Here is a 542-nt window from a genome sequence, read left to right on the forward strand (position 1 = left end):
GTGTTGGATGGACAGTCGAGGGCGCACCTTCGCCGTCGTGGCATTCTCGGTCGTATGGCGTGCCAGTGCTGATTTCCGCCATCTACTCCGTTCATCGAGCGTGGAGCTATGACCCGGGCGTGGTTGAGCTTTCTTCGATTCGCGTCGATGGTGGGAATGTGTCTTGGGGAACTGCACTGTACAACGGTGGGAGAACGCCGAATATTGCATGCTTTCGCGAGCAATACCACTCGCGATTCATGGTCCTAGATGCAACGGGACTTGTATAGTAGTCCAAATCAAGGAGAAGATGGGAATTTTTCAAGAGGCGGCCGACAGTGCCGCAGCATCAACGGCGAAGGTAGCCGCATCTACGGGGACGGCACTCTACGGCCTCTCGTCCCTTCCCCTGAGCAGCTACGCGGCTTTCGCTTCTATCGTGCTCTCTGTCTTCTACATCTGGGGCGCTCTGCCCCGAGTCGCAAGAACGGCCGTAGCGCTCAAGCGCGGCGTGGTCGATAAGGACTGGTCCCTGTGGCGCCAGCTGGGCGACCAGACGGCAC

At 58.7% G+C, this 542-nt stretch carries 1 protein-coding gene; it reads right to left on the reverse strand.

Going from position 1 to position 542, the window contains the following annotated elements:
- Positions 1 to 328: 328 nt before the first annotated feature.
- The coding region (locus ACU8YC_RS26000; RefSeq protein WP_446896113.1) for a hypothetical protein at positions 329 to 542 on the reverse strand (214 nt) is incomplete at its 5' end.

The organism is Citrobacter sp. VF227 (assembly GCF_052950715.1).